18 protein-coding genes and 1 pseudogene are annotated in these 21330 nt (G+C 71.5%); 11 read left to right on the top strand and 8 right to left on the bottom strand.

What is annotated here, in order from left to right:
- Window positions 1–324: 324 nt before the first annotated feature.
- Window positions 325–507 carry a tail-anchor membrane protein gene (locus AC4OXY_RS11050; RefSeq protein WP_356023334.1) on the top strand — a complete coding sequence of 61 codons (183 nt, stop codon included), beginning with the start codon at window positions 325–327 and terminating at the stop codon, window positions 505–507.
- A gap of 184 nt (window positions 508–691) precedes the next feature.
- On the opposite strand, the gene AC4OXY_RS11045 is transcribed toward AC4OXY_RS11050, so the two are convergent.
- Window positions 692–1573: a hypothetical protein gene (locus AC4OXY_RS11045; RefSeq protein ID WP_491993795.1), complete on the bottom strand. Its 882-nt coding sequence runs from the start codon at window positions 1571–1573 to the stop codon at window positions 692–694.
- Window positions 1574–1886: 313 nt separating this feature from the next.
- Here AC4OXY_RS11045 and AC4OXY_RS11040 point away from each other — a divergent pair, with 313 nt between their 5' ends.
- Complete coding sequence (locus AC4OXY_RS11040) at window positions 1887–2792, top strand: oxygenase MpaB family protein (RefSeq protein ID WP_376288509.1); 906 nt, start codon at window positions 1887–1889, stop codon at window positions 2790–2792.
- Window positions 2793–2910: 118 nt separating this feature from the next.
- Here AC4OXY_RS11040 and AC4OXY_RS11035 read toward each other — a convergent pair whose 3' ends face one another.
- Complete coding sequence (locus tag AC4OXY_RS11035) at window positions 2911–3510, bottom strand: class I SAM-dependent methyltransferase (protein WP_362820232.1); 600 nt, start codon at window positions 3508–3510, stop codon at window positions 2911–2913.
- A gap of 150 nt (window positions 3511–3660) precedes the next feature.
- Between AC4OXY_RS11035 and AC4OXY_RS11030 the strand changes: the two genes are divergently transcribed.
- The 7 genes and pseudogenes from AC4OXY_RS11030 to AC4OXY_RS11000 form a co-directional block, all read left to right on the top strand.
- The gene (locus AC4OXY_RS11030; RefSeq protein WP_356023341.1) at window positions 3661–4434 is read left to right on the top strand and encodes an MHYT domain-containing protein; all 774 of its coding nucleotides are present in this window, start codon (window positions 3661–3663) and stop codon (window positions 4432–4434) included.
- A 48-nt stretch (window positions 4435–4482) separates the two neighbouring features.
- A complete protein-coding gene (locus tag AC4OXY_RS11025; protein ID WP_491993794.1) occupies window positions 4483–7041 on the top strand; it encodes a sensor histidine kinase in 2559 nt (852 codons plus the stop codon).
- Window positions 7038–7475 (top strand): roadblock/LC7 domain-containing protein, encoded by a 438-nt coding sequence (locus tag AC4OXY_RS11020; protein ID WP_491993793.1) that lies wholly within the window; start codon window positions 7038–7040, stop codon window positions 7473–7475. The genes AC4OXY_RS11025 and AC4OXY_RS11020 overlap by 4 nt, the downstream gene beginning before the upstream one ends.
- 17 nt (window positions 7476–7492) lie before the next feature.
- Window positions 7493–7906, top strand: a complete 414-nt coding sequence (locus AC4OXY_RS11015) for a DUF742 domain-containing protein (protein WP_356023348.1) — start codon at window positions 7493–7495, stop codon at window positions 7904–7906.
- 197 nt (window positions 7907–8103) lie between these two features.
- On the top strand, window positions 8104–8703 hold the full coding sequence (locus AC4OXY_RS11010) for a GTP-binding protein (protein ID WP_356023351.1): 600 nt from the start codon (window positions 8104–8106) through the stop codon (window positions 8701–8703).
- A gap of 273 nt (window positions 8704–8976) precedes the next feature.
- Entirely contained in the window at window positions 8977–9390 is a 414-nt protein-coding gene (locus AC4OXY_RS11005; protein WP_071379824.1) for a roadblock/LC7 domain-containing protein, read from the top strand.
- A 126-nt stretch (window positions 9391–9516) separates the two neighbouring features.
- Window positions 9517–10353: pseudogene (locus AC4OXY_RS11000) on the top strand (DUF6397 family protein); the annotation flags it as partial.
- Between the two features lie 548 nt (window positions 10354–10901).
- Here the strand turns inward: AC4OXY_RS11000 and AC4OXY_RS10995 are convergent.
- Together AC4OXY_RS10995 and AC4OXY_RS10990 are read right to left on the bottom strand one after the other, a co-directional pair.
- The gene (locus tag AC4OXY_RS10995) at window positions 10902–11768 is read right to left on the bottom strand and encodes an acyl-CoA thioesterase (RefSeq protein WP_491993792.1); all 867 of its coding nucleotides are present in this window, start codon (window positions 11766–11768) and stop codon (window positions 10902–10904) included.
- Window positions 11769–11808: 40 nt separating this feature from the next.
- Window positions 11809–14322 carry a DEAD/DEAH box helicase gene (locus AC4OXY_RS10990; protein ID WP_491993791.1) on the bottom strand — a complete coding sequence of 838 codons (2514 nt, stop codon included), beginning with the start codon at window positions 14320–14322 and terminating at the stop codon, window positions 11809–11811.
- 145 nt (window positions 14323–14467) lie between these two features.
- On the opposite strand from AC4OXY_RS10990, the gene AC4OXY_RS10985 reads away from it, so the two are divergent.
- A complete protein-coding gene (locus tag AC4OXY_RS10985) occupies window positions 14468–15262 on the top strand; it encodes a metal-dependent hydrolase (protein WP_356023358.1) in 795 nt (264 codons plus the stop codon).
- 77 nt (window positions 15263–15339) lie between these two features.
- On the opposite strand, the gene AC4OXY_RS10980 is transcribed toward AC4OXY_RS10985, so the two are convergent.
- The 4 genes from AC4OXY_RS10980 to AC4OXY_RS10965 all read right to left on the bottom strand — a co-directional run bounded on the left by AC4OXY_RS10980 (window position 15340) and on the right by AC4OXY_RS10965 (window position 20231).
- The gene (locus tag AC4OXY_RS10980) at window positions 15340–15603 is read right to left on the bottom strand and encodes a type B 50S ribosomal protein L31 (protein ID WP_491993790.1); all 264 of its coding nucleotides are present in this window, start codon (window positions 15601–15603) and stop codon (window positions 15340–15342) included.
- A 42-nt stretch (window positions 15604–15645) separates the two neighbouring features.
- On the bottom strand, window positions 15646–16116 hold the full coding sequence (locus tag AC4OXY_RS10975; protein WP_356023362.1) for a DUF5709 domain-containing protein: 471 nt from the start codon (window positions 16114–16116) through the stop codon (window positions 15646–15648).
- Window positions 16117–16647: 531 nt separating this feature from the next.
- On the bottom strand, window positions 16648–18429 hold the full coding sequence (locus AC4OXY_RS10970; protein ID WP_376288420.1) for an ABC transporter ATP-binding protein: 1782 nt from the start codon (window positions 18427–18429) through the stop codon (window positions 16648–16650).
- Window positions 18426–20231 carry an ABC transporter ATP-binding protein gene (locus tag AC4OXY_RS10965; protein ID WP_491993789.1) on the bottom strand — a complete coding sequence of 602 codons (1806 nt, stop codon included), beginning with the start codon at window positions 20229–20231 and terminating at the stop codon, window positions 18426–18428. Before AC4OXY_RS10965 ends, AC4OXY_RS10970 begins: the two co-directional genes overlap by 4 nt.
- Window positions 20232–20537: 306 nt before the next feature.
- Between AC4OXY_RS10965 and AC4OXY_RS10960 the strand changes: the two genes are divergently transcribed.
- The gene (locus tag AC4OXY_RS10960; RefSeq protein ID WP_356023368.1) at window positions 20538–21281 is read left to right on the top strand and encodes a L,D-transpeptidase family protein; all 744 of its coding nucleotides are present in this window, start codon (window positions 20538–20540) and stop codon (window positions 21279–21281) included.
- Window positions 21282–21330 lie beyond the last annotated feature (49 nt).

Genomic DNA, 21330 nt, shown 5'->3' with positions numbered 1-21330 from the left:
AGGCCACTTCACAATCTGTTCGATCAGCGGGGTCGTTCGCGGAACACAAGCGGGGCGTGGGCCCCGGCGTCACGACGGCCGGCGGGCGCTGTGACGGGCTGGAGGGCGTGTCGGCGAGACAGTTGAAATTGCTCGTACCGGCGGCCCACACAGGGCGCGTGGCGGAGCGATACTGCGAACAGAGCCCGGACTGTGCGCAGCCCCCGGCGGGACCATTAGGGGGTGGGCTTCGGGGAAGTCTCAGGGTCGGGGTCCGGAACCGCCAAGAGCGCGGGGCCGTTTTCTGAGCAGAGAGCGGCAGTGGCCGCGAAGGAGGCGACGTTCATGTCCAAGAACGCGAAGATCGCCGCAGGAGGCGTGGCGGCCGGGCTGATCCTGCTCATATGGCTGCCCTGGTGGGTGTCATTCCTGATCGTGGTCGGGGTCCCGGTGGCCGCGTACCTGACGCTGGACCCCTCGCAGCGGCGCAGGCTCCGCAGGGTGACCCGCAAGGAACTCGGCCGCTGAGGCGGCGGACAGCCGGAGACGCCCGCCCGGGCTCCGGGCGGGCGTAGAGGCTCGAACAGGCGCCCGCGGAGGTCCGGACGGCTCCCGAGGGGCGCGCCGTCGCCGGGAGTGCGGTGTCCGGGGCCGGTACGGGCGGCTGGTTCAGGTGGCGGGTGCGGCGGCCCCGGACGGGGGCCGCCCAGCGCTAGAGGGGCCGCACGGCCATCTTGTCGAGCGCCTCCAGCAGCCCCGGCAACTCGGGGCCCCGGCCCACCGGCAGGACCTCGCCGGGTTCCTCGTCCAGCAGGACGAACGCGATGTCGTCGGTGCGGGCCACCATCGACCAGCCGGGCCCGTCGGCGCGCAGCGTACGGGCGTCTCCCGGGGCGAACGACGAGCGTACCCGGCCGAGCGGCGGCGGCGAGTCGACGTAGGCGCGCGCCTCCGCGAGCACCCGCTTGACACCACGGTGACCGCTGTGCGGCACGCTTCCGCCGTCCGGCGCGGATTCGGCGGACTCGTCGGCCTCCTCGCCGTGCGCCGAGGATTCGGTGGCCTGTGCCCGTTCGTCCGGTGTGGAGAACTTCTCGTCGTTGATCTGGTCCCGCCACGCCGCCCACTGCAGGGCGATCTCGTCGGCGCCCAGGCGGCGCTGGGCCGGTCCCCAGGCGCTGGTGTCCGGTGGGCTCAGCGGAGGCCCGTCCGCCACGTCGGGAGTGGGGTCGTGAGGTGCGGGGACGCCGGGGGCGGCCACGGCGACCGCCAGGGGCCAGCCCGGCAGTGCGGTCACGACCGCGCGCTCGTCCGGCGACAGTTCGTACTCCATGCCGCAGTCCCAGGATGCGATCGCCACGGCGACCAGCGAGACGTCGTCGATGACGACCGTCCAGCGGGCGCCGTCACCGTCCTGTCCCAGCACCAGGCCGTACCCGTCGGCAAGGGGCGCCAGCCCCAGCGCCATGCACGCCTCCGGATAGTCGTCGCCCAGCACGCTCGGAAACTGCGCCGGCGTCAGCAGCACCGCCGTCAGTACGTACAGCGCATCGTCCGCGGCGGCGGCGACGGCCGCATCGTCCGTCCCGGCCATCCCAGCCTCCCCAGTGGTTCGTCCAACGGCGCGCACCCTAGTGCGAGCGCAAGCCCCTTGTCACGACAGCCCACACCACGTGGAGCTGCTGGTTTCCACCTGGACGGGGGCGAAACGGCCACAGCGGACCAGGGGCGTCGCCATGGTCAGGGGCGGCCCGAGCGGATCACAGGCCTCCGTCGCCGCTGCCTCGAACATATTGTGTGCGGACCGCCTCCGCGCCCCGATCGGGTCGTCGCCGATAGCTCATCCTCGGTCACCCATCGTAGAGTTGGACCCTCTTCGGAAGAGCCGTAAGAAGGGGGACGGTGTGGTGAAGCGGTTCGAGCGGCTCGGTCGGATCCGTCGGCTGGATCCGGTGGCGGACGCGGTGGAGATCTACCGCCTGAGTACGGCGTTCGAGTTCCCCTGGGACTACACACGAGCCCTTGAACTGGCCCTGTACCGCACCTATGCCGTGCCGAGCATCGGCCGGCTGCTCGCCGAGACGGCGGAGCTGACCGAGCGTACGCAGAAGCGGTACGACGACACCGTGCTGCTCCTGGACACCATCGTCGAGCACGGCTTCGCCGCCGAGGAGGGTCGCACGGCGATCCGTCGCATCAACCAGATGCACCGCAGTTACGACATCAGCGACGACGACATGCGCTACGTCCTGAGCACCTTCGTCGTGGTGCCCAGACGCTGGATCGACGCCTACGGATGGCGACGGCTGTCCCGGCACGAGATCGTGGCCGCGACCGAGTACTACCGCACTCTCGGCCGGCACATGGGCATCCCCGGCATCCCCGCGACCTATGAGGAGTTCGAGGCGCTCCTCGACTCCTACGAGCGCGATCACTTCGGCTGGGACGAGCGGGCCCGGCAGGTCTCCGACGCCACCCTCTGCCTGATGGCGTCCTGGTATCCGCGCCCGATGGCGCCGGTGCTGCGCACGGCGACGCTGGCACTGCTCGACGAGCCGCTGCTGCGCACGTTCCGTTACGCGCCACCCGGCGCTGCGACGACCGCGCTGGTGCGCCGTGCGGTACGCACGCGTGGCAGGCTCGTCCGGCTGCTGCCGCCGCGCAACGCCCCCCACTTCGCCCGCCAGAACCGCGAGATCAAGGGCTACCCGAACGGCTACCGCGTCGACGGCCTGGGGACCCGTCCGACTGCCGGACTGCGTGGCTGCCCGGTGCGGCACCGGGACGTCACTGCCGCCGACGCCATCGAGTGACGCGAGCACACCGCCTGGCTCGGATTGCCCCTTGCGCGGCGGTGAGGGTACCGGGCCGGAAGGGGGCGCAGCTCCGCCGTCACGGCACCGCGTCGGAGCAGCATTGTCGACATGCCGATCAGCTCTCGCGTGTTGCGAGGGCGAGGAACCGCGCGTCCTCGTCGACGTACGACGTCATGCGCCATCCCGAACCGGCCAGGAGCGGACCGAGGTTGGCCTCGGCACGCAGGTCGTCGGCCGTGATCTGTCGGCCCTGCCGGGCCGCCAGGGCCGCGCGCCCGACGGGATGGAACAGCGCGAGCGCGCCGCCCGGCCGTACCACGCGCGCCAGCTCCCGCAGGTTGTCCACCGGTTGCGGCAGATGGGCGATCAGGCCGGCCGCGAACACGGCGTCGAGGGTCCGCGAGCGCAGCGGCAGCGCGGCGACGTCCGTGAGCAGCAGCCGTCCGTCCCGGTCCCTGCCCGCTCGCGCGGCCGCCTTGAGCATCGCCGGAGTCAGGTCGGCGCCCAGCACCACCCCGGAGGGGCCCACGGCGGCCCGCAGCGGTGGCAGGGCGCGCCCCGTGCCGCAGCCGGCGTCCAGCACGCGGTCCCCCTTCCGCAGTCCGAGATCGGTCACAGCGGCCGTGTAGGCGGGGCCGTCGTCGGGGAACCTGCTGTCCCAGCCGGCCGCCCGGGCACCGAAGAACTCCTGCACACGTGTGTGGTCTTCGCTCATGCTCCGCATGATTCCTCACCGTCACGGGGGATATGTAGGCGCACATGTTCGGGCCGGACGCGATCGTTCCGGCGCATCCGCCTGTCATATTCCAGCACCTTTCGAAATGCGCCCCCCATGTGCGCCCGTGCCCCCTAGCGTCCCTTGGCCATGGGACACTTGGACCACGCCGCCTTCGGCTGGCTGACCCCCGTGCTGTCGTACCTGATGGCCTGTACGGGCGCCGCACTCGGACTGCGCTGCACCGTCCGCGCGCTCGCCACCACCGGCCGCTCGCGCCGCAACTGGCTCGTCACCGCCGCATCCGCGATCGGGACGGGCATCTGGACCATGCACTTCGTGGCCATGCTCGGCTTCCGCGTCAGCGGCACCGACATCCGTTACGACGTACCCCTGACCATCCTCAGCCTCCTCGTCGCGATGGTCGTCGTCTGCGCCGGCGTCTTCGCCGTCGGCTACGGTCGCGACCGCAACCGGGCGCTGCTGCTCGGCGGACTCACCACCGGGCTGGGCGTCGCCAGCATGCACTATCTGGGCATGGCGGCGGTGCGGCTGCACGGCGACGTCCGGTACGACCCCGTCCTCGTCGGACTGTCGGTACTGATCGCCGTCGTGGCGGCGACCGCGGCCCTGTGGGCCGGCCTCAACATCACGTCGCCCCGTGCGGTCACCGTCGCCTCCCTCGTCATGGGGGCGGCCGTCAGCAGCATGCACTACACCGGGATGTTCGCGGTGAGCGTGCGTGTGAACCCCTCCGGCGAGACCCTGCCCGGGGCCACGGCGATGCAGTTCATCTTCCCCCTCGCCGTCGGCCTCGGGTCCTATCTCTTCATCACCTCGGCGTTCGTCGCCCTCTCGCCCACGGCCGACGAGCGCGAGGCCTCCGCCTCCGCCCAACGGCCCGTCGAGACCGTCGCCCGCTAAGGGGAGCCAGGCCAGAGCGCCCCGACCCACGTCCCGATCGAGGAGGCCATGCGCCCGCCCCGTACCGCCCCGAAAGCCGATGCCTCGGCACACCCCCCGCGCGGCCGCCGTGCGCACGCCGGACCGCCCGCCGACGAGGCCGCCGACCGGCTCGTCAGCGCGTCTCCGGCACAGGCACGCGCGCGTGGGAGCCGCCGGTACCTGCGCCCGCGTACCGTGCGTGCAAAGGTCGTCAGCCTGCTGATGGTCCCGGTCGTCTCCCTGCTCTCCCTGTGGGCCTACGCCACCGTCAGCACCGCCCAGGACGTCGCCCGGCTGCGTCAGTCCCAGCAGGTCGACGCCGAACTGCGTACCCCGGTGGCCGCGGCCGTCGCCGCCCTGCAGGCCGAGCGCGCCGCGGCCGTGCGCCACGCCCTCTCACCCGGCGCGGCCGACGGCGGCGATCTCCAGGCTCTGGCCGGCCGCACCGACCGGGCCGTGGGCGAGCTGCGCCTCGGCGGCGACAACACCGTCGCCGACAGCGAGGAACTGCCCGCCGACGTCTCCGGGCGCCTCGCCGTCTTCGTCACCGGTGCCGAGCGCCTGCGCGCGCTGCGGACGGCCGTGCTCGACCACAGGTCCGGCTGGGACACGGTGTACGCGCAGTACACGAAGACCATCGGCGAGGCCTTCGCCGTGGACGGCGCTCTCACCGGCATCCAGCAGGCCGATGTCGGCTCCGACGCGCGCGTACTGCTCGAATTCTCCCGGGCCGCCGAGGCGTTGGCCCAGGAGGACGCGCTGCTCGGTGGCGGTGCGGACGGTCTTCAGGGCGAGCGGCTGCGGCTGTTCGGCGCCGCCGTCGCCGCGCGCCGTACGTTCACCGACACAGCAGTCGCCGATCTGCCGGCCGCCCAGCACGCCGCCTGGCGGGACCTGTCCCGCAGCCGCTCCTACGCGGCCCTCGGGGCGGCCGAGGACAAGATCCTCACCGCCGGGCCGGGCAGCAGGTCTGCCGAGGTGGCATCGCAGGCTTCCTGGAGTGCCGCCCACGCACGCGTGCAGGACGGCATGCGGAGCATCGCGACGGACACGGGCCGGAATGTGGCGGGCCGCGCCGACCCGGTGACCCGCGGACTGCTCAGCCCCGCCGGTGCCGCCGTACTGCTCGGGCTGGCCGCCGTCGCCGCCTCGCTCGTCATCTCCGTGCGTATCGGACGCGGACTCGTGGTCGAACTCGTGAGCCTGCGCAACGACGCCCTGGACATCGCCCGTCGCAAACTCCCGGAAGCGATACGCAGACTGCGCGTGGGCGAGGAACTCGACATCGAGGCGGAGGCCCCCGCGGGACCGCCGGCCGAGGACGAGACGGGCCAGGTGTCGGAGGCGCTCACCACCGTCCACCGCGCAGCCCTGCACGCCGCCGTGGAGCGCGCCGAGCTCGCCAGCGGCATCTCCGGGGTCTTCGTCAACCTCGCGCGCCGCAGCCAGGTGCTGGTCCACCGCCAGCTCAGCCTCCTCGACAGCATGGAGCGCCGTTCCGACGATCCCGACGAACTGAGCGACCTGTTCCGCCTGGACCACCTCACCACCCGGATGCGGCGCCACGCCGAAAGCCTGATCATCCTCTCGGGTGCGGCACCCGGCCGCGCCTGGCGCATGCCGGTGACGCTCACGAACGTCGTACGGGCCGCCGTATCGGAAGTCGAGGACTACGCGCGCGTGGAGGTCCGCCAACTCCCCGAGGCGCACGTCATCGGTGCCGCCGTGGCCGACGTCACCCACCTGCTCGCCGAACTCGTCGAGAACGCCGCCCAGTTCTCGCCGCCGCACACACGCGTGCGTGTCACCGGCGAACCCGTCGGCAACGGCTACGCGCTGGAGATCGAGGACCGGGGACTGGGCATGGGTGCCGAGACCCTCGCGGAGGCCAACCGGCGCATCGAACAGTCCGAGGCCCTCGACCTGTTCGACAGCGACCGTCTCGGGCTCTTCGTCGTCAGCCGGCTCGCCTCGCGGCACGAGGTGAAGGTGCACCTGCGGACCTCACCGTACGGCGGCACGACCGCCGTCGTCCTGCTGCCCACCGCCCTGCTCCACGGCGCGTCGAAGGAACCCGCCGCCCCGCACCCCGAACGAGCCCGCCACGAGCAGGAACGCGCGTACGCGCACGTGCCAGGCGCGGCCGGACTCCACGAGGCCGTCACCGCACGGCCGGACCGCCCCGCCCTCGCGGCCACCACGCTCCGTCCGCACACCGCGGCCGGCGAGCCCGGACGCCGCGACAGGGACGAGGCGCAGGGCGGGCACGGCACGACCGTCGAGAACCCGCCCCCCGGAGTCACCGCCTTGCGCCCGCACCGCCCGCCCCATGACGCCGAGCCTTCCGGTGACCTTCCACGCCGCGTGCGCCAGGCGAGCCTCGCTCCCCAACTCCGACAACAGCGCACCGAAGAAGCAAGGCCCGATCGGCGCGGTGACGACCTGCGCACCCCCGAACTGGTGCGGGACCGCATGGCGGCCTACCGCGACGGCTGGGCGCGCGGCGGCGGCAGACAGCCCGGACGCGGAGCCACCCCGGGCCCCGTAACGGCCAGTGACGACAGCAGCGAAGGAGACCCGGCATGATCCAGGACCCCCAGACGAGCGCCGGCCGGCGATCCGGCGAACTGGACTGGCTGCTCGACGACATGGTGATGCGCGTGAGGGATGTACGGCACGCCGTCGTGCTCTCCAACGACGGGCTGGCCGTCGGCGCCTCCACCGGCCTCACGCGCGAGGACGCCGAGCATCTCGCCGCCGTCGCCTCCGGCTTCAACAGCCTTGCCAAGGGCACGGGCCGGCACTTCGGAGCGGGCGGGGTGCGCCAGACCATGGTCGAGATGGACGACGCGTTCCTGTTCGTGGCCGCGGCGGGTGACGGTTCCTGCCTCGCGGTGCTCACCGCGGTCACCGCGGACATCGGACTGGTCGCCTACGAGATGGCGCGCCTGGTCAAGCGAGTCGGCGAGCACCTCTACACGCCACCGCGCGCCGCAGCACAGCCGCCCGTCGCCGGATGAGCCGGAAGGCGCCACCGATGACCGAGAACCCGATGGACGGCCCGCGGGAGCCGGGCAGCCAGTGGTACGACGGCGAGGCCGGGCCCCTGGTCCGCCCGTACGCCATGACAGGCGGACGCACCCAGGCCGGGCCCACCGGGGTGCGTTTCGACCTGATCGCCCTCGTCACCCTCGACCCCGCGACCCCGGCCCTCGACGACGACACGGCGCTCGGCCCCGAACACCGGACCCTGATCCGGCTGTGCCGCACGGAGACGCAGTCCGTTGCCGAACTCGCGGCGGACGCCGACCTTCCCGTCGGCGTGGTCAGGGTGCTCCTCGGAGACCTCCTGGAACTCGGCCGCGTGGTCATCAGCCGCCCCGTGCCCCCGGCGCACCTGCCCGACGAGCGGATTCTGCGCGAGGTCATCGCCGGATTGCGAGCACTGTAGATGATCGCGCGGAGCGCGTCGTACGCCTCACCCCGTCCCCATTCGGGCGCGTTGCACCCCCGACCGGGTGCGAGTCGCTCACATCAGGTGCATTTCAGTCAAACCATCCACAAGACCGCCCTATTTGTCACGGTGTCGATGCCGCGCCCGGCGTGCGCGGACGCCGACCGTGACCGGTCCTCCCGAGAGAAGTGATCATGGCTGCCGAGCACTCCGACGTCACCGGCGACACCGCGCTGGCGCTGAAGATACTGGTCGCCGGAGGGTTCGGCGTGGGCAAGACCACCCTTGTCGGGGCCGTCAGCGAGATCCGGCCGCTGCGCACGGAGGAACTGCTCAGCGAGGCAGGGCAGTTGGTCGACGACACCGACGGCGTGGACCGCAAGGTCACCACCACCGTCGCCATGGATTTCGGGCGGATCACCATCCGCTCGGGGCTGTCCCTCTACCTCTTCGGCACGCCGGGACAGGACCGCTTCTGGTTCCTCTGGGACGAGTTGTCCCAGGGTGCCCTCGGCGCCGTCGTCCTCGCGGACACCCGGCGCCTGGAGGACTGCTTCCCCGCCGTCGACTACTTCGAGCACCGGAGCATCCCCTTCGTGGTGGCCGTCAACTGCTTCGCGGGAGCCCGCACCTACGGTGCCCACGACGTCTCCCGCGCCCTCGACCTCGACCACGGCACCCCCGTGGTGCTGTGCGACGCACGCGACCGGGACTCCGGCAAGGAAGTCCTGATCCGGCTCGTGGAGTATGCGGGACGGATGCACACGGCCCGGATCCTCAACTCGGTCGGGTGAGCCGCGAGATCGCGCCTTGTCGAGGTGTCCCCGCCCCGAGCCGGACGCGGTCGGTCCCCGGCCGGCGGGGGTCGGCCGGTCCTGGTGTCAGCGCTTCGTCGCCGCGAAGGGTGGTCAGGTTGGCGGTATCTGTACCGTCCGGGGCGAAGGTCCGACATTGCCCGTCGGTCATCTTCTGTGCCATGCGCCGATCCGGCTTGCCCGGACGCCGGACGTGGTGAAGGCTGGCGGGGAGTTCCTCCAGTCAGGGGGATGTCACACGGGGAGACGGAGATGGCGCAGAACCAGGGACTCGGCTGGCTCCTGGACGATCTGACCGAGCGGGTGGACCATGTGCGGCACGCGCTGGTCCTGTCGAACGACGGACTGGTCACGGGTGCGAGTACGGGCCTGCGCCGTGAGGACGCCGAGCACCTGGCTGCCGTGGCATCCGGGTTGCACAGCCTGGCCAAGGGGTCGGGGCGCCACTTCGGCGCGGGCAGTGTGCGCCAGACCATGATCGAGTACGACGACGCCGTGCTGTTCGTGACCGCAGCGGGCACCGGCAGCTGTCTGTGCCTGCTCAGCGGCGCGGAGGCCGACATCGGCCAGATCGCCTACGAGATGACCCTGCTCGTCAACCGCGTCGGCGAACACCTCGGAGTCGATGCCAGGCAACCCGAGCGAACCCCCAATCAGGACCTCTGAGCTGCACGTTCGCCTGCCCATGTGGAGTTATCCACAGGCTCGCCGCGAGTTGCGCCGAACCGGCTACGGTGTGTACACGGTTCGCGCACAAGGCGTGAGCCTTCACTCCACGGGGGAGCGACGACCATGTCGGCAAACATCATCAGCCCGCCCCGGCCCGCCACATACACCCTGAGCCGTGCCGCTCGGGAACTGGGCCTCAAACGAAGCGAGTTCGACCTCGCTCTGCATCTCGGTCACATCCGCACCGTGCCCGACGAGGGAGGGGGAGGAGCCCGGCGAGTGGAGCGCGCGGAGCTCGACCGGCTCCGCCAGCGGCGCGACTTCCCGGAATCCCTGCGCGAGCGTGTCCAGGTGGTGGGCACCACCGAGGGCGCGGCGCTCATGGAGATCCCGGCCGGCCGCTTCACCCGCCTCGCCCGCCTGGGACTCCTCGTGCCCGTACGCTGGTATCTGAACCGCTACCGCGCCGTGGTCTGGCTCCATCTGGCGGACGACCTGCGGAACTTCACCCTGGCCCCGGAGAACGCGCACCTGCTCAAGGGACGCACTCCCGCGACCCTGCGCGGCCAGTTGGAGGCGGGAGTCGACCTGCGGGCCCGCAACTGGCGCGGACGCCAACTCGGCTTCCTGCTGCGGCACGCCGAGGAACCGTGGGCGCGAGCCGGAGCCGTGGCCGCCTTCCTCTCACCCGTCGAGATCGCCGACATCGTCAAGGATCCTCGCGAACGCTCGTATGTGAATCGCTTCCGGCCCACGCCACTCGGCCAGGGCCTCCCGGGATCGGCCGCGGCGCAACTCGCCGAGCGGATCACGAACGCGCAGGATGCGGACGAGATCGACTGGCTGCGCGGCGAACTGGCCCGTGTGCTGGAGGAGGCCCGCAGCGCGACGCCCGCGCCGCGCCCGGCCGCCCGGCATGTCGCGCCCTCCGTGCGAGCGGCTGCTCGCCCGATCCCGCCCCTGGCCCGAACGGTCACGCGGGACATGGAGCCGGGGGTGCCGCCGGGCATGATGATCACAGGGGCCCGGAGGCGGGACGACGAACCGGCGGTCGGGACACCCGAGTCGGTCGGTGAACCGATGGCGGAGCCGTGCGCGGTGGACAGCGCGCCTGTGGTGAGGACATCCGAGCTGCCCGATGAGCCCGCGCCGGGGAAACCCGTTCCCAAAGCCGGGCCAGCGCCCGCGATGGACGGTGAGCAGGAGCCCACGGTGGCCGAGCCGGACGCCAGGCAGCCTCCCGGGGAGTCCGAGGGGCATGCCGGTCCGGTGTTCGGGGCGCCATGGCCCGAGGACGGGGCGGCGGGCCGGGCGTTCGCATGGGATCGCGCGCCGGTGGTACGGCAGGCCGGGCCGCCGGCGCGCCGGGACCGCCGGCCCGAGCGAGCCGCCCCGGCGCCGGCGAACCGGGGGCTGCGCGGCTGGTTGCGGCGCAAAGCTCCACGCCCTGAACGCAGCTGAGCCCGACCGGTGTCTCACGGCGGGCCGAGGGCCCGGGCGCCGGGTCGCTACAGGGACCTGAACAGACCCTCCTGGACGACCGAGACCAGCAGTCTCCCCTGCAGGTCGTAGATACGCCCACGGGCCAGCCCGCGCCCACCGGTGGCGATCGGCGACTCCTGGTCGTACAGGAACCACTCGTCCGCGCGGAACGGCCGGTGGAACCACATGGCGTGGTCCAGCGAGGCCATGTCGAAGTTCCGCGGGCCCCACAGGGATTCGACCGGGATGCGGACCGCGTCGAGGAGCGTCATGTCACTGGCATAGGTCAGCGCGCACGTGTGGACCAGGGGATCGTCCCCCAGCGGTCCGACCGCGCGCATCCACACGGCGCTGCGCGGCTCGGCCCCCTGGATCTCCTCGGCGTTCCAGCGCAGCCGGTCGACGTACCGGATGTCGAAGGGCTGGCGGCGCGCCATCCGCTCCAACTGCTCGGGCAGCGCACCGAGGTGCTTGCGGATCTCCTCGGTGACCGTCGGCAGCGACTCCGGGTCCGGCACCTTGCGAGCAGGCGGCAGCTGGTGCTCGAACGGTCCTTCCTCAGGCTTGTGAAAGGAGGCGGTCAGATTGAAGATGGTGCGGCCCTGCTGCACGGCCGTGACCCGGCGCGTGGTGAACGACCGGCCGTCACGGACGCGCTCCACCTGGTACACGATCGGCACTCCGGGGCGCCCGGGGCGCAGGAAGTACGCGTGCAACGAGTGCACCGGGCGGTCGCCTTCCGTGGTGCGGCCGGCGGCGACCAGCGCCTGGCCCGCCACCTGGCCGCCGAAGACCCGCTGCAAGGACTCCTGCGGGCTGAGGCCACGGAAGATGTTGACCTCTATCTGCTCCAGGTCGAGCAGGTCGACCAGTCTCTCGGCAGGGTTCGTCATCGGTGGGTCTCTCCTTGGCTCACACCTGGTCGGGCACGGCTCACAGCTGGCCGACTTCGGTGACGCGCACGATGGCACGTCCCTCGGCGTCCGAGGCCGCGAGATCGATCTCCGCGCTGATGCCCCAGTCGTGATCGTTGTTCGGGTCGTCGAAGATCTGGCGGACGCGCCAGAGGCCGTTCTCCGGCTCCTCCTTGATGACCAGCAGCTTGGGGCCACGGGCATCGGGGCCGGTGCCGAGATCCTCGTACTCGTCCCAGTACTTGTCCATCGCCTCGCCCCAGGCGTCGGCGTCCCAGCCGGAGTCGGCGTCCATCTCGCCGAGTTCCTCGACCTGATCGAGGGCGGCCAGCTCCACGCGGCGGAACATGGCGTTGCGGACCAGCACCCGGAAGGCTCGCGCGTTGGCGGTGACCGGCTTGACCTCGTCGGCCTTCTCCTGGGCCTCCTCGGCGGTCATCTCCTCCGGGTTGGCCAGCTGCTCCCACTCGTCGAGCAGACTGGAGTCCACCTGGCGCACCATCTCGCCGAGCCACTCGATCAGATCCTGAAGGTCCTCGGACTTCAGGTCGTCCGGAATGGTGTGATCGAGCGTTTTGTAGGCGCTGGCGAGGTAGCGCAGCACGATGCCCTCAGTACGAGCCAGCTCGTAGAAGGACACCAACTCCGTGAAGGACAGCGCACGTTCGTACATGTCGCGGATGACGGACTTGGGCGAGAGCGGGTGGTCGCCGACCCAGGGGTGGCTCTTGCGGTAGGTGTTGTACGCGTGGAAGAGCAGTTCCTCCAGCGGCTTCGGGTACGTGATGTCCTGGAGTCGCTCCATGCGCTCCTCGTACTCGACCCCGTCCGCCTTCATCGCGGCCACGGCCTCGCCGCGCGCCTTGTTCTGCTGGGCGACGAGGATCTGCCGCGGGTCGTCCAGGGTGGACTCGACGACGGACACCATGTCGAGCGCGTAGGACGGCGACTCGGGGTCGAGGAGTTCGAACGCGGCGAGCGCGAAGGTGGACAGCGGCTGGTTGAGCGCGAAGTCCTGCTGGAGATCGACCGTGAGCCGGACGATGCGCCCCTCGGCGTCCGGCTTGTCGAGCTTCTCCACGATGCCGCCGTCGAGCAGCGAGCGGTAGATCGCGATGGCGCGGCGGATGTGCCGCAGCTGCTGCTTGCGCGGCTCGTGGTTGTCCTCCAGCAGATGACGCATCGCCTCGAAGGCGTTGCCCGGTCGGGCGATCACCGACAGCAGCATCGTGTGGGTCACCCGGAAGCGCGAGGTCAGCGGCTCGGGTTCGGAGGCGATCAGCTTCTCGAAGGTGTTCTCCGTCCAGGCGACGAAGCCCTCCGGTGCCTTTTTGCGTACGACCTTGCGCCGCTTCTTCGGGTCGTCGCCCGCCTTCGCCAGAGCCTTCTCGTTCTCGATGACGTGCTCGGGCGCCTGTGCCACGACGAGTCCGGCGGTGTCGAAGCCGGCCCGTCCGGCCCGACCCGCGATCTGGTGGAACTCACGGGCCCGCAGAGTGCGGACGCGACTGCCGTCGTACTTGGTCAGCGCCGTGAACAGCACCGTGCGGATGGGCACGTTGACACCCACGCCGAGCGTGTCCGTGCCGCAGATGACCTTCAGCAGGCCCGCCTGGGCGAGCTTCTCCACCAGACGGCGGTACTTGGGCAGCATGCCGGCGTGGTGGACGCCGATGCCGTGCCGGACGTAGCGGGAGAGGTTGCGGCCGAACTTGGTGGTGAAGCGGAAATTGCCGATCAGTTCGGCGATCTGGTCCTTCTCCTCGCGCGAGCACATGTTGATGCTCATCAGCGCCTGCGCCCGCTCCACGGCTTGCGCCTGCGTGAAGTGCACGATGTAGACGGGGGCCTGCCTGCTCCCCAGCAGATCGGTCAGCGTTTCCGTGAGCGGGGTGAGCTCGTACTCGTAAGAGAGGGGCACCGGCCGGGTCGCCGAGCGGACCACTGCCGTGGGGCGGCCCGTGCGGCGGCTGAGATCCTTCTCGAAGAAGGACATGTCGCCCAAGGTGGCGGACATCAGGATGAACTGCGCCTGGGGGAGCTCCAGCAGCGGGATCTGCCACGCCCAGCCGCGATCACCCTCGGCGTAGAAGTGGAACTCGTCCATGACGACCTGGCCGACGTCCGCGTCCTTGCCGTCGCGCAGCGCGATCGACGCCAGCACTTCGGCGGTGCAGCAGATCACGGGGGCATCGGCGTTCACGGAGGCGTCGCCGGTGAGCATGCCGACGTTCTCGGTGCCGAAGATCTTGCACAGCTCGAAGAACTTCTCGGACACCAGTGCCTTGATCGGGGCGGTGTAGAAGGTGACCTCGTCCCGGGCCAGCGCGGCGAAGTGCGCGCCCGCGGCGATCATGCTCTTGCCGGATCCGGTGGGCGTCGAGACGATCACGTTCGCCCCGGACACGACCTCGATCAGCGCCTCCTCCTGATGCGGGTAGAGGGTGAGGCCGCGCTCCTGCGCCCACGACTCGAAGGCTTCGTACAGGGCGTCGGGGTCGGCGGTCGGCGGCAGCTGATCGATGAGGGTCACGCACCCATCTTGCCTGGCCTGGCCCCCGAGAGGGGAATCGGCTGCGACGACGAAGATCACGGCAGCTACGCTGTGTCGCCGACGAAGCGTCAGCGCACCGGTTCAACTGGACAGCGATACACGAGGAATGGGGCGGGAAGCGGCCATGATGGGACCAGCACACTCACTGTCGGGGGCCGCGGCCTGGCTCGGGGCCGGAGCGGCCGCCGCGGCGTACGGACACCCGATGCCCTGGCCCGTCCTTCTCGTCGGCGCGCTGATCTGCGCCGGCGCCGCGCTCGCCCCGGACCTCGACCACAAGGCGGCGACCATCTCGCGCTCCTTCGGGCCGATCTCCCACTGGGTCTGCGAGATCGTCGACAAGCTGTCCTGGGCCGTCTACAAGGCGACGCGCATGAAGGGCGACCCGCGACGCAACGGCGGCCACCGCACGCTGACGCACACCTGGCTGTGGGCGGTCCTGCTCGGAGCCGGCGCCTCGGCGTCGGCTGTCACGGGTGGCCGCTGGGCGGTGCTGGCGATCCTGTTCGTGCACATGGTGCTGGCGATCGAAGGCTTGCTGTGGCGGGCGGCCCGGGGTTCCAGCAGCGACATCCTCGTCTGGCTGCTGGCGGGGACCAGCGCGTGGATCCTCGCGGGCATCCTGGACAAGCCGGGCAACGGCTCGGACTGGTTGTTCACGGCGCCGGACCAGCAGTACCTGTGGCTGGGGCTGCCGATCGTGCTGGGCGCGCTGGTGCACGACCTCGGGGACGCGCTGACCGTGTCCGGCTGCCCGATCCTGTGGCCCATTCCGGTGGGCCGCAAGCGCTGGTACCCGGTGGGACCGCCGAAGGCGATACGGTTCCGGGCCGGCAGCTGGGTGGAGCTGAAGGTCCTCATGCCCGTGTTCATGCTGCTCGGCGGGGTGGGCTGCGCCGCCGCACTCAATGTGATCTGACGGCGGGCACGGCCCGGGGCAGGCTCTGCGGTCGGTTCCGTCGCTCCGGCCCGGAGGGGCCGGGGCCCCGCTCCCGGTCAGCCTGCCTCGGCGGACTCCCCTCCGCCGTACCGGCGCTCGAAGCGGGCGATGCGGCCCTCGGCGTCGACCGTGCGGGCCTTGCCCGTGTAGAACGGGTGGCTCTCCGAGGAGATCTCCACGTCGACCACCGGGTAGCTCTCGCCGTCGTCCCACTCGATGGTCTGTTCGCTCTGCGCCGTCGACCGGGTCAGGAACGCGTATCCGGCGGCGCGGTCGCGGAAGACCACGGGGCGGTAGTCAGGGTGCTTGTCCTGCTGCATGGCGGCTCCTCGTGCGGGGCGGTCGGGCAGGGGGCCTGCGGGTCAGCCGGACAGGGAGTCCTCGTCGACGATGTGCATCGCTGCCTCTTCGGCGGAGGCGGCGGCACCGTCGATGCCGACATCGGTGGCGAGCAGGGCGGCCTCGTCGTCCTCGTGGGCACCCTCGTCGGGGGCCACCAGTCGGCCGGAGCGGAGGTCGCCGACCTCGTTGTCCAGGAGTTCCCCGTCGGTGCCGTCGCAGTCGCCGATGCCGTCGCCGTCGGGCGCGGAGAGGTCGGGTTGCTCCTCGGCGAGCCGCTGGTCCAGGGTCTCGCCCGCCTGGCGCTCGGCGGCCGTCACACCGGTGTGTTCCACCGCCCACGGCCGCTCGGGAGGGGACCAGCCACGGTCGAGCGGGTCGTCGACGCCGTCGAAGTCAAGTGTGTCCTCGACGTCGAGCACCCCCGAGTCCTCCCGGATCTCCGAGGGATCGGGCTGGTAGACGTCGTCCCCCCAGCTGTCGGCGCTGTCCACGAGTACCTCCGGGTGATGAGGACGGCCGCATGCCACCGCACGGGGCGGCGGGCCGCCGACACGTGCGGCACGGGTGCCACACGCCGCGAACCAGACGGTTCGCCGACGCTCCCCGAACCGGTGCCGCTCTCCAGCCTTCCACCCCGGCTCGGGACCGCGCAACGGCACGGCCCCCGGCGGAGGCCTGTGTGCGCATACGGGTACCCGGCAGGGCCCACCGCGACGCGGGCCGCCGAGTCCCGGTCCCCTCGTGTTTCGGCTGGGGCAGGACCCCTGGCGGGCCGGTGCACCGGAGCCCCGGCGGTCCGGGCTCCGGTTGTGGCGGCGTCCGCGTCGAGGCGGCCGGCCATGGCCCGACCGCCCCGCTTGCCGGGAACCGAAGCCACCGCGGTCCCGGAAGCCACCCCGGTCCCGGCCTGCCGGGGCAGCCGAGGCATCGTGAGCACCAGGACCGGTGCGACCGGCGGCGCGACCGGTATCGGCAGCGGATGCCTCACTCCGGTACCGATCGCCGGCCGCTCCGGCGGGTCCTCATCCGTGCCAGGAGCGCCACAGGGCCGCGTACGCGCCGTCGGCGGTGACCAGCTCGTCGTGGCTGCCCAGCTCGCTGATGCGGCCGTTCTCCACGACGGCGATCACGTCGGCGTCGTGGGCGGTGTGCAGGCGGTGGGCGATGGCGACCACCGTGCGCCCGTCCAGGACGCGGGCCAGGGAACGCTCCAGATGGCGGGCGGCACGCGGGTCGAGCAGCGAGGTCGCCTCGTCCAGGACCAGCGTGTGCGGATCGGCCAGCACCAGCCGGGCCAGCGCGATCTGCTGGGCCTGCGCCGGAGTGAGCGCCAGGCCGCCCGAGCCGACCTCGGTGTCCAGGCCGTCGTCCAGGGCTCGCGCCCAGTCGTCCGCGTCGACCGCTCCCAGTGCCGCCCACAGCTCGGCGTCGGTGGCACTGGTGCGGGCCAGCAGGAGATTGTCGCGCAGGGAGCCGACGAATACGTGGTGCTCCTGGTTGACGAGGGCGACGTGGGAGCGGACGCGTTCGGCCGGCATGCGGGACAGCTCGGCGCCGCCCAGCGTGATCGTGCCGTCCCGGGGTGCGTAGATCCCGGCCAGCAGCCTGCCCAGCGTGGACTTGCCGGCTCCCGACGGGCCGACCAGGGCCAGCCGGGTGCCCGGCGCGACCTCCAGCGAGACCTCGCGCAGCACGTCGACACCCTTGCGGTAGCCGAAGTGCACCCGGTCGGCGGACACGTCCCGCCCCTCAGGATCCAGCGAGGCGTCCCCGGCATCCGGTTCGATGTCGCGCACACCGACCAGCCGGGCCAGCGACACCTGGGCGACCTGCACCTCGTCGTACCAGCGCAGGATCAGGTTCACCGGGTCGACCAGCATCTGGGCGATCAGGGCGCCGGTGGTCAGCCGGCCCACGTCGAGCCAGCCGTGCAGCACGAAGACCCCGCCGACCATCAGGACCGAGCCGAGGACGATGACATGGACGGCGTTGATGACCGGGAACAGTACGGACCGCAGCCACAGCGTGTAGCGCTCCCAGGCCGTCCACTCCTTGATCCTCCGCTCCGACAGGGTGACACGGCGGGCGCCCAGGCGGTGCGCCTCGATGGTGTGGCCCGCGTCCACGGTCTCGGCGAGCGCGGCGGCGACGGCGGCGTACCCGGCCGCCTCGGAGCGGTAGCCGGAGGGCGCCCGCTTGAAGTACCAGCGGCATCCGGCCAGCAGCACCGGGACGGCGAGCAGCACGGCGGCGGCCAGCGGCGGAGCCGTCACGACGAGCCCGCCGAGCAGCAGCAGTGCCCACACGACACCGATCGCCAGCTGCGGCACGGCCTCGCGCATCGCGTTGGCCAGCCGGTCGATGTCGGTCGTGATACGGGAGAGCAGGTCGCCGGTGCCCGCCCGTTCCAGCACGCCCGGCGGCAGCCCGACGGAGCGGACGAGGAAGTCCTCGCGCAGGTCCGCCAGCATTCGCTCGCCGAGTACCGCACCTCGCAGCCGTACCTGGCGTACGAACACGGCCTGGACGGCCAGCGCGAGTACGAACAGTCCGATGGTCAGGCCCAGTTGGAGATCCCGGGAGCGGTCGGACACCCGCTCGACCAGGCCGCCGAGCAGGTACGGCCCCACCATGGAGGCGATCACGGCGACCGTGTTGACTGCGATGAGCAGCAGGAAGGCCCGCCGGTGCCGCCGGAACAGCTCGGTGACGTAGGCGCGCACCGTCGCGCCCGCGCCGACGGGCAGGGTGGTGGCGGTCGTCGGGGCCGCCGGGTCGTACGCCGGCGGCGCAACGCCGATCATGCGCTCTCCTCGATCTCTTCCAGCTCCTGGAGGGTGTCCAGCAGGACGTCCTCGTCGGTCGCGGCCAGTTCCTCTTCCGTCTGCCGCGTCACCACGGCGCGGTACCGCGGCTCGCTGTCGACCAGGTCGCGGTGCACGCCGACCGCCACGACCTCGCCCTCATGGACCAGGGCGACCCGGTCGGCGCGGTCGAGCAGCAGCGGCGAGGAGGTGAAGACCACGGTCGTCCGGCCCGAGCGCAGCCGGTGCAGCCCGTCCGCGATCCGGGCCTCGGTGTGCGAGTCGACCGCGGAGGTCGGCTCGTCCAGCACCAGCACCTCGGGATCGGTGACCAACGACCGGGCCAGCGCGAGCCGTTGGCGCTGGCCGCCGGAGAGGGAGCGGCCACGCTCGGTGATGCGGGCGTCCATCGGGTCGGCGGCGTCCACCGATCCCTGGACGAGCGCGTCCAGCACGTCGGCGCACTGCGCAGCGGCCAGGGCGTCTTCGGCCGGCACAGCCGCGGAGGCGGGCACGTCGAGCAGTTCGCGCAGCGTGCCTGAGAGCAGCACCGGGTCCTTGTCCTGGACGAGGACGGCGGTCCGGGTGCTGTCCAGAGGGAGTTCGTCCAGGGCGATCCCGCCGAGCAGCACCGAGCGGCCCGGTTCGGCGGGGTGGCCGCCCAGCCGTTCCGCCAGACGTCCGGCCGCGTCGGGGTCGCCGCACACGACGGCGGTGAGCCGGCCGGCGGGAGCGAGCAGCTTGGTGTCGGGGTCGTACAGATCCCCGGTCGGCACCTCGGCCGCGCGGGTGCCGTCGGTGGCCGTGGACCGCTCCAGTGCCAGCACCCGGGCCGCCCGTTTGGCCGACGGGCGGGAGAAGGAGTACGCCATGGCGATTTCCTCGAAGTGCCGCAGCGGGTAGTTGAGGACCATGACCGCGCTGTAGACGGTGACGAGTTCGCCGACGGTGATCCGGCCCTGGCGGGCCAGGTGGATGCCGTGCCAGACGACCGCGATGAGCAGCAGTCCGGGCAGCAGCACCTGGATGGCGGAGATCAGCGACCACATCCGGGCGCTGTGCACGGCGGCGTGCCGTACCTCCTGCGAGGCCCGGCGGTAGCGGTCGAGGAACAGTTCCTCGCCGCCGATGCCGCGCAGCACGCGCAGTCCGGCGACCGTGTCCGAGGCCAGCTCGGTGGCCCGGCCCGCCTTCTCGCGCTGTACATCGGCGCGGCGTGTGGCCCGGGGCAGCAGCGGCAGCACCGAGACCGCGACGATCGGCAGTCCGATCGCGACGACCACACCCAGGGCGGGCTGATAGACGAGGAGGCCGACACCGACCACGACGACCGTGAGCGCCGCGGCGGTGAACCGGGAGATCGCCTCGACGAACCAGCCGATCTTCTCGACGTCGCCGGTGGACACGGCCACCACTTCGCCGGCGGCGACCCGTCGGGTCAGGGCGGAGCCGAGCTGGGAGGCCTTGCGGGCGAGCAGTTGCTGGACCCGGGCGGCGGCCGTGATCCAGTTGGTGACCGCGGCTCGGTGCAGGAAGGTGTCGCCGAGGGCGATGCCCGTGCCGCACAGCAGCATCAGAGCGCCCGTCAGGGCGAGCCGGGTGCCGGAGCGGTCGACGACGGCCTGCACGGCCAGGCCGACACAGAAGGGCAGGGCCGAGACGGAGACGAAGTGGAGCAGGCCCCAGGCGAGTGCCTTCAGCTGTCCGCCCAGCTGGTTGCGCCAGAGCCACCACAGGAATCGGGGGCCGGAACGCGTGTCCGGGACCCCCGGATCGAAATACGGAAGGTCTTGAATCTGCATGACGTCCCAGTGGCTCGTGTCAGGGAGGGGGAGACGGAGGGGTGTGCCAACAAGCCGTGAAAGGTTCGCGTCGCAGAGTGGTGAATTTCAAACGGTTTTCCCGGCGGACCGGCCGAATCAACCGGCTTCCGGCCACGGATCCATGAGGTCACGGGCGGGGCTGGCATCCACGTCGGGAGTCCGGTCGTGGTCGGCGGCCGGGTGATCCGATTCTGTGCAGGTCACTGCTGCTGTGCTGTCAGCCAACCCGGTGAAATGGGAGGATTAGTCACATGATCGATCGTTATGTGGTGCCACCATGGTCATGTGAGGATCTACAGCGTGCGGCTCGTGGCGGCCGCGGTGACGATCGGGGCTGTCCTGGCGACCCTTTCCGGGTGCGGCAGTGACGGATCGTCGGGCCCGGTCGACACCGGCGGTGCGCAGGGTCTTCGCGCCCCGGGCGTGGCGGCGCTGCCCGCGACCGATCCGACCCGCATCCCGGACGTCGGCGAGCGCCTCCAGCGCCGGATCCCCGCCGACACCGGCCAGGTCCTGGCGGTGTACGGCGAGGGCGAGGATTCACCCGACGCCACGGCGGTGCTCTACATGAAGGAGGGTCCGGAGTGGCGGCGGGTGGCCCGTTGGGCCGCCCACAATGGCCGGAAGGGCTGGACCCTGGAGCATTATTCGGGCGACGACCGCAGCCCTGTCGGCGTGTTCGGCCTCACCGATGCGGGTGGCGTGCTCGACGACCCCGGCAGCAGGCTGCCGTACGACCAGGACTACGTGGCCTACGCACCGACGGTCAATGCCGTGGCGTACGACCATGTTTTCGACTATGTCATCGCGATCGACTACAACCGCCTGCCGGGTACCGTCCCGCACGACCCCACCCGCCCCCTCGGTGAGGACAGGGGTGGCGGTATCTGGCTGCACCTCGATCACGGCGACGGCACGTCCGGTTGTGTCAGCCTGCCCAAGGGGGCGATGAAGTTCCTGCTGCGCACGCTCGACCCGGCCCAGCATCCGATGATGGTGATGGGGGACGAGAGGGAACTGCGCGCCTGAGGCGACGAGGCGTCATTGCGGGGCGGGGTCGACTGCCCGTAGAACACGG

It is taken from the genome of Streptomyces sp. HUAS MG56, from assembly GCF_058673395.1.
Note: the sequence above shows the minus strand (reverse complement) of the source record. Positions and strands in the feature narration are given on the sequence as shown.